Annotated in this window: 2 protein-coding genes; both read right to left on the bottom strand. The window is 60.6% G+C overall.

Features of this window, described 5'->3' with window-relative positions; translation table 11 throughout:
- Positions 1 to 826, bottom strand: an 826-nt coding sequence (locus ASR47_RS00090) for a hypothetical protein (protein ID WP_217270504.1), incomplete at its 3' end; no start/stop codon positions are given.
- Positions 827 to 828: 2 nt separating this feature from the next.
- On the bottom strand, positions 829 to 1,308 hold a 480-nt coding region (locus ASR47_RS27285), incomplete at its 5' end, for a hypothetical protein (RefSeq protein WP_171898854.1).

Consider the following 1,308-nt stretch of genomic DNA (forward strand, 5'->3'; position numbering starts at 1 on the left):
TCACCACCTCCGTGTACGCGGGCGGGTTCGTGCCCGGTACTGGCTGCTGCTCGATCAGCTCCATGCGGCGCGGTGGCGGTATCGGCTGCGGCCCGGCCTGTGGCGTTGGGCGCGGGCCAGCTGCGCTCGCCCAGGAATCACCGCCGACAAACGAGGGTGCCGTCGACTTGATGGAGAACATGATGGCATCGGCCCACTGGTCGGTGATGGTGTTGTCTGCCGTGATGCCGACAATCTGGCCCTTGGCGATCACGCCACAGAGGAGGCATTTGAAAATGTACTCGGCGTAATCGTTACCCATGGTATTGACTGTACCGGGCGTGGTAACTCCACGGGTCGTAACTGAGTTTTTTGCCACATACATGACAGACGGGGGGTAGCTGGGCGCTCCCCCATCACCAGCGTAGAGGATCACTGAGGAGTTGGTTCCCCGGACTCCAGCGTGGAACACGAGAGCCCCCTCAGACCCTGTGATGGCGACCTTGGCGGACCCCTCAACCTGTAATTTGTCAGAGCCATTATCGGTAGTCGTGCCAACTAAAAAATTGTTTCCCAGGACGTTGACTGACAACGATTTTCCAGCGTAGGTCTGAATACTGCCGCCGCCAGTGTCACTCCAGGCCACCATGATTTTCTGGCCCGTGGAGATATCGCCACCTGCGACTATTAGCCCGGCGTTGACGGTGGCCTTTTGCGCCGTCAATGGCCCCGTCAGCGTTCCGCCTGTCAGGGGCAGCGCGTTATAGGGTCCGGCCGCAAATGCGTCCCACATCTGGTTGAGTACCTCGACCACGTTTTTCATACCGGCTGTAAATTTGCTGGCCATTATTAAATCCCTTCTATCTGGAGTGGTGCTGCATAGGTTTCGTAGTACGGCGTGCTAACCGCGTCCAGATTGGCGACACGGCCGTACAGCATGTGGTCCTGCTCGAGCACCGGATCTGCATGCTCAGGAAACAGGCTGAACAGCAGCGGCCGGACGGGTCCGCACTCGCGCAGGATGCGCATCAGGCGCGCGCGATCTGGCGCCGTCAGGTGCGCCAGGTTGATTGCCAGTTTGTCGCTGGTGGTGCCCACTGCGGTTTTGGCAGTGCCAGCGGCAGTGCGATAAACCTCGGTCGAGTCCTGCAGCTGCAGGCTGGCACCGTATTCGGCGTTGTTCTCGGGCGACCAGTAATTGCCGGCCACCAGGCGCGATATCTCGATGTAGCCAGCCGGCAGGTCCGGGCAATACACCTCGATCACCAGGCTGCGCACGAATACCGGCGCGAACCAGACCACAGCATCGGCGCCACCACCGCGCGCCCA

This window comes from Janthinobacterium psychrotolerans (genome assembly GCF_001677885.1).
GTDB lineage: Bacteria > Pseudomonadota > Gammaproteobacteria > Burkholderiales > Burkholderiaceae_D > Janthinobacterium > Janthinobacterium psychrotolerans.